This window comes from Belliella alkalica, assembly GCF_022549785.1.
Taxonomy (GTDB): Bacteria; Bacteroidota; Bacteroidia; order Cytophagales; family Cyclobacteriaceae; genus Belliella; species Belliella alkalica.
The window spans coordinates 44,621-51,818 of sequence record NZ_JAKZGO010000025.1 but is presented as its reverse complement, the minus strand read 5'-3'; the positions used below and the strand labels follow the sequence as shown (position 1 = coordinate 51,818).

General features: G+C 36.9%; 3 protein-coding genes. All 3 read left to right on the top strand.

The window, feature by feature from the left end; all coding sequences use genetic code 11:
• Positions 1 to 1,099: 1,099 nt before the first annotated feature.
• The 3 genes from MM213_RS18970 (at position 1,100) to MM213_RS18960 (ending at position 7,194) form a co-directional block, all read left to right on the top strand.
• On the top strand, positions 1,100 to 2,122 hold the full coding sequence (locus MM213_RS18970; protein ID WP_241414468.1) for a FecR family protein: 1,023 nt from the start codon (positions 1,100 to 1,102) through the stop codon (positions 2,120 to 2,122).
• 152 nt (positions 2,123 to 2,274) lie between these two features.
• Positions 2,275 to 5,634, top strand: coding sequence for a SusC/RagA family TonB-linked outer membrane protein (locus tag MM213_RS18965; RefSeq protein WP_241414467.1), 3,360 nt, complete (start codon positions 2,275 to 2,277; stop codon positions 5,632 to 5,634).
• A gap of 15 nt (positions 5,635 to 5,649) precedes the next feature.
• Positions 5,650 to 7,194, top strand: coding sequence for a RagB/SusD family nutrient uptake outer membrane protein (locus MM213_RS18960; protein ID WP_241414466.1), 1,545 nt, complete (start codon positions 5,650 to 5,652; stop codon positions 7,192 to 7,194).
• The last annotated feature ends 4 nt before the right edge of the window (positions 7,195 to 7,198 follow it).

Sequence of the window (7,198 nt, the reverse complement as noted above, 5' to 3'; positions counted from 1 at the left end):
AGACAACATTCGGTACAAATTTTTTGACGAAGAAAAGTGGGCTACGCCCCCAAGAGTAACCCAAATGTATTTATGAGTATTTTTGGTTTTTTTAAATTCAGCAAGAAAACATACAGTTTTTTAAAAATCAATAACCTGCGTATCCAAATTAAGGGGCGTAGCCCTTTAATCTTCGTAGCAAAACGGAGCCATCCTCTTCCAGGAGGGGCGTTAGCCCTGAAATCTCAATTCAAATCATGATGCTTTCATAAATCAGGGCTACGCCCCTCGGGATATCAATCGGTGCAAATTTTTCTACGAAGAAAAGTGGGCTATGCCCCCGATGGTATCATATAACATTAATTTTTCTACGAAGAAATAATGGCTACACCCCCAAAGGTCAGTCGCAGGATAATTATTGACAGGTTAGAATCTGAGTTCAGGATTGAAACTAAAACTTATTGCTTTTATCTTATTTACCTCTAACTTTTTATAAAATGGCAAATCTCAAACATTTTAATCCTTTTAAAAAATCTTGCCATCCAAATAGGGGCATAGCCCTGCGATCTTCGTAGTAAAATGAGATTCCCGTACACCACGAGGGGCGTTAGCCCTGAAATCTCAATTCAAATCATGATGCTTTCATAAATCAGGGCTACGCCCCTCAGGATATCAATCGGTCCAAATTTTTCTACGAAGAAAAGTAGGCTACGCCCCCGATGGTATCATTTAACATTAATTTTTTTACTAAGAAATAATGGCTACGCCCCCAAAGGTCAGTCACAGGATAATTATTGACTGGTTAGAACCTGAGTTCAGGATTAAAACTAAAACCTTATTGCTTTTATCTTATTTACCTCTAACTTTTTAAAAAATGGCAAATCTCAAACATTTTCATCCTTTCAAAAAATCTTGCCATCCAAATAGGGGCGTAGCCCTGCAATCTTCGTAGTAAAATGAGATTCCCGTACACCACGAGAGGCGTTAGCCCTGATTTCTTATCTTTTTTGCCTTTTATTAATTGTTTTGAAAAAATCTTAAAAATTCTTAAAAAATAGAGGTGTCATTTTTGACTTTTTTGCCTTTACTATTTGTAAGACAACTCAAAGCCTATTTATAAATGTATACGAAAGAAAGTTTTTTAATGAATCCCGAATTTGTTAAGTGGGTCAAATCACCTAATGAAGAGCTAGAGATTTATTGGAAAAATTGGTTGGAATCTAATCCAGAAGCATTACCTGCTTTTAAAGAAGCGAGGGAATTAATAAGTGGGTTGAAGTTTGAAGATAAAATCCCTAATGAAGCATTAAAGAAAGATATTCTAACAAAAATACTAAAAGAGACCGCAATACACGATGCCGATTTAGTTGAGAAAAAAAGCATATTTAGATGGTTTAATCTCAAGCAGTTTTCTAGGGTTGCAGCCATTTTCATTTTCGCAGTATTGATTTCTTGGTCCTTTTATTCTTGGAATTATTCTTTACCAGAAGCAAAAGAGATCCTGTTCATTGAAAAGAAGGCTGGAGTAGGAGAAAAACTGAGTTTTACGCTGCCTGATGGGACAAGGGTATGGTTAAATACCAATAGTAAATTGATTTTTCCGGAGATTTTTTCTGATACTACTAGAGTAGTAGAGCTCATTGGAGAAGGTTTTTTTGATGTAGCCAAAGACGAAGAAAAGCCCTTCAAAGTGATTTCTAAGAATAGTATTACAACTGCCCTTGGGACTTCATTTAATATCAATACCAAAGAGGAGGGATATGTAAAGATATCGCTCTTGACAGGAAAAGTAGAAGTGGATGATTTGAAAATAGAGATTGAAAAAATGATTTTATATCCAAGTGAAGAAATAATCATCAATTGGGTTGATAATATTTATGAAGTAAAAAACTTTGATTCTTTGGCAGTTTTATCATGGAAAGAAGGGAGGTTAATATTTTACAACAACTCGCTGGAGGAAGTGAAAGAAAAACTGGAAGAATGGTATGGAGTAAATATCAAATTGATCAATTCTACCGGTGTAGTTTGGGGGTTTTCTGGCGAGTATCAGAATCAATCCTTGGAAGTTGTACTCAAAAGCATGTCTTATGTAGAGCATTTTGATTTTAAAATAAAAGATAAACAAGTGGAAATCAAATTTTAGTACTATGAAAAGATAAGAAAATACAAAAAAGAAGGTCAGCAGATACAGGTATCTACTGACCGGAATTGGGTTTGGCAGATAAGCAACATTGGGGAATGGAATTATCTGCAAACCGAGTTATCGAATCGTTCAATTCAATAAACCATTAAAATATGAAAATAAATTTAACAAAAGTCATTTATATGTTTTCCAAATATTTTATATATGGATTTGCATTTCAATTGTTGACGCTCAATTTTGTTCTTGCCACAGCTGCCAATGGACAATATAAGTCTATAGACAAAGTGAGCATCGAACTCAAAAATGGAGGTCAAAGCCTTGGTCAATTCTTCAATCAAGTTGAAAGTCTCACGCCTTATAATTTTTCTTTTGACAGGAAGGATATCAAACTTGATACAGAAATTACCATTTCGAAGCGTGCAGGCACAGTAGAATCATTTCTTGTAGAAGTAGCTAAGCAAACTTCACTTTCATTCCGACAAGTCAACAATAGTATTGATGTCAGAAAGGACAGGAAAAATTCAAGTTCTGTTATTCCAATTTTAGAAAAAATAACTGTAAAAGGAACTGTTATTGATGGTACCGGCGAACCTCTTCCAGGTGTGACGATAGTTATTGAAGGGACTACCAATGGAACTGTTACAGATATAGATGGGAATTATTCCATTGAAGTAGAGGAGGGTCAGGCATTGGTGTTTTCATTTGTAGGTTTCGAAAAGCAACGATTTGTAGTAGGTAATTCAGATACTATCAATGTAGAGATGCTTGAAGATCAAACTTCCTTGGATGAAGTGGTAGTGATCGGGTATGGTACCATCAAAGAAAGGGATTTGACTTCATCTATATCTACTGTAAAGACAGAGGATATTGTGAAAACGCCAAATGCTCAAGCCATGCAATCTTTGCAAGGTAGGGTAGCAGGTGTTCAGATAGTTTCCAATGGTGCACCTGGTGCTTCTCCAACAGTTCGTGTCAGAGGTGTAGGTTCATTCGAAGGGGGTGGAGCACCTCTTTATGTTGTAGATGGGATGTTTTTTGACAATATTGATTTCCTTAACCCAGGAGATATTGAGACTATCAATATATTAAAAGATGCTTCTGCTGCTGCGATTTATGGGGTAAGAGCTGCCAATGGTGTAGTTTTGATCGAAACCAAGTCTGGAAAATATAACCAAAAACCAGAGATAATCTATGATGGTTATGTTGGGATTCAGAATCCTCAGAATGTATTGAAAATGGCTAATGCACAACAATATGTTGGGTATGTTAATGAGACTGGCAGTGCAGCAGATATTGCTTTTGTAAACAATGCAATCCAACGATATGGAAGAAGCAGGATTGATCCAAGTCTGCCAGATGTAAATACAGATTGGTATTCTGAGGTCATGAGTCCGGCATCTATTCAAAATCATTCATTGACTTTTAATGGAGGTGGTGAAAAAACCAGATACTCGATTGGAGGTAGTTATTTCGAACAGCAGGGATTGTTGAATGAAACAAGAAATGAATATAAAAGGCTGAATTTCAGAGTGAAATTAGATTCTGATTTAAGAGATTGGCTATCTGTGGGAGGTAATGTAAACATCAGTACTGCTAGACAATTCAATGCAGATAATGGTGCTTGGTTTAGATCATATTTTGCAGTGCCTATACTTCCGGTATATGATCAGTTGAATACTGCAGCCGAACCTTTTGGTCTATCCAATGCCCAACAAATAGGCTATAGAAATAACCAAAACCCATACTACAGCTTGTTATACACTGACAGAAGAAATCATGTTGCAAAAGTAATGGGTAATTTCTTTGCAGATTTTGAAATTATTCCAAACAAATTGAAATTCAGGACTGCTTATAATTATAACATTGAAGTGGTTAATGCAAGAAATATGAGTTTTGCATATAATGATGGTGTTACTGAAAATCAGTCAGGAATGAGCAGAAGAAATTTTGCTGCATATAACCAAATAATAGATAACTTCTTCACTTATACAGATGGGTTTGGAAAGCATGATTTTACTGTAGTCCTTGGACAATCATTTCGATCTGAATACAACGAGGTTTTATTTGCAGCAGGCCAAGGTCTAAATCCTGAGCCTAATAGAGACCAAGAAGAGTTTTGGTATCTTTCAAATTCCACCAACTTCAATCTAAATGGAATAGGTGATGGAGGTGCTAGTCTAAACTTTATGTCATACTTCGGTAGGGTGGCCTACAATTATGACGATAGATATTTGCTCTATGCGACATTAAGAAGAGATGGAAACAACAAGTTCCAAGAGAAATGGGGAAATTTCGCAACTTTTGGTGCTGGATGGGTTTTGACCTCAGAGAGTTTTTTCAATGTCAGAGGGATAGATTTCTTGAAGCTGAGAGGTTCTTGGGGGCAATTAGGTAATGATGCTATCAACCCGGCTGTAGGGCGTCCTACTTACGGTCAGAATAGTGTAGCACTCAATAATGCATTGGTTTTTGGAAGAAGACTCAATCCTACCTTTGATTTGATTGACAGATGGGAGACTACCGTTGAAACCAATATCGGGATCAATGCAAGATTCTTAAATGACAAATTAACCTTGGATGCAGATTACTTTATCAGAGATACTAGAAATCTTGCAGTGAATATTATTCCTCCGGTATTTAGGGCAACGGAAAGAAGAAGTGTTGGAGAAATCCGTAACAAAGGTCTTGAAGTTACTTTAGGATGGAATGACCAAGTGACAGAAAACTTCTCCTATTATGTCTCAGGTAACTTAGCTACTTTGAAAAACTCAGTTTTGAGCCTTGGTGGACCTCAATATTTGGATGGTGGATCAGCTGAGTTTCGTCAGAGATCCATTGTTGGACAGCCATTCGAAGCTTTTTTCGGATATGAAGTAGATGGAGTTTTCCAAAATCAAGCTGAAATAAACAACAGTGGATACACACAGGAATTTATTGCAGAGAATAACATTCAACCTGGAGATTTTAGGTTTAAGGATTTGAATGGTGATGGGATTATCAATGATTTGGATAGAACAGTGTTGGGTTCTTTCCTTCCAGAATTGACGTATGGTTTCAATGCTGGCTTTAGATACAAGAATTGGGACTTTTCTGCATTGTTTCAGGGTCAGTCAGGATTTAGTATTCTTAACAGAAAAAGAGGGGAAATGATCTTTACAAATGATACCAATATCGATGCGAATTTGGCAGACAATCTTTGGAGAGGTGAAGGCACATCAAATTTATATCCTTCAGCAGCAGGATTGAGAAAAGGTTGGAATCAAAATATGAGCAGTTATTTTGTTGAAGATGGGTCATATTTTAGAATCCAAAATGTAAGGGTTTCCTATTCTATAATTGACAAACCTCTTTTCGGATTGCAGATGCCTGAAACAAGAATTTCCTTTACTGCAGAAAGACCATTGACTTTGTTTAATTACAATGGTTTCAATCCAGAAGTTGCCAATGGTATAGATAGAGAAGTTTATCCAATCCCTGCAGTTTATACAGTAGGATTAAATGTTAAATTTTAAGAAGGGAGACATATCATGAAAAATATTAAATATATAAAAAGTGGAATGGCAATCATTTTTGCAGGAATTTTGAGTTTATCCTCCTGCTCTGATAAATTGGATCAGCCTTTACAAAATCAAGTTATTGCAGAAGAGACAGATTATTCACAGTCTGAAAACATGATTCTGTTATTATATGGAGCTTATGCCGAATTGTACGATTTACAATGGGAAACATTTCCAACATTAAGTGTAAGGGGAGATGATGTGACACCTGCGGGCGATCAGTTTCCTCTTACCGAAACAGATATGTTCAGATATGACAGGAATTTCTGGATGTACAATTCTTCTTGGCTGAACCTTTACACGGATATTCTTTATTGGAATGGCGCAATGGAAGAAATCAGAAAGTACCAAGAAGCAGGTGCAAGTTCCGCTACTGCTGAGCAGTATATTGCCGAAATCAAAGTGATGAAAGCTTTTGAGTTGCTCCAATTGGCCAAACTTTGGGGAACGATATTGATTCCTGAAAGCTCTCAGCCTACAGCTTTGTTTGACGTGGAGTTATCTAATTTTGAAGAGGTAATGACTTATATCTCGACACAGATGGATCAAGCAATTCCTTTGTTGCCAAATGTACATCCTAACCAGAGATCTGATATCAGAGGTGGAATGACAAGAGCAACTGCATTGGCGATAAAGGCACAAGCAAATTTGGAAATGAAAAACTGGCAGGGAGTAGCAGATGCCACCAGTCAAATTATCAGTTCAAACCAGTTTGCCTTAGAGTCTGACTATTATGAATTGTTCAAAATACCGGGAAAGTTAAACAGAGAAAATGTTCTAGAATTCCAGTATTCTGATTTTGGTACAGCAACAGGTACAGTTACTGAATATAATTTCTCATTTTTTGGACCTTCTAGTTGGACTCCGGCAAGAGCAGGGGCTTCTACAGGATGGGGTTTCTGGGCACCCACTTCAAAATACGTCAAGTTTATGCTAGATAGAAATGAAAGAACCCGATTGGAAACGACTGTGATCTTTACCCCAGATGGAATTGCTGAAATCGAATCAGATCCAAACTATGCAAATTTACCTTCTTGGATTTCCAATGTTACTCCTGACGGAGATGTATTCAACAACCACCCAAGGTATAACTTCATGAGCGGAAAGCATTATCTTCCAAGTAACCAGCTTACCCCAGGAAGATTTACTTATGGAACAAATAAAAACTTGACTGTGATCAGGTATTCTGAGATTCTTCTCATGCATGCTGAAGCTATTGTCAATGGAGCCAACTCATCATCCTTGTCAGCAGCTGAGGCGGTTAATCTTGTAAGAAGTAGAGCTGGTTTGGGACCTGTAAGTACTGTTACACTCGATGTAGTTCTGGATGAGAAATTTGCAGAGTTTGGTATGGAATGGGGTATCAGATTCTATGATCTGATGAGATATGATAGAGGAAGTGAATTGAATTTTGGTGGCAGAAATTTCCAGCAGAGTATCCATAAATACTTGCCATATCCATTGGAGCAAGTAGATATATTACCTCAATTGACTGGTGATACTCCTCAAGGTTAAGTGT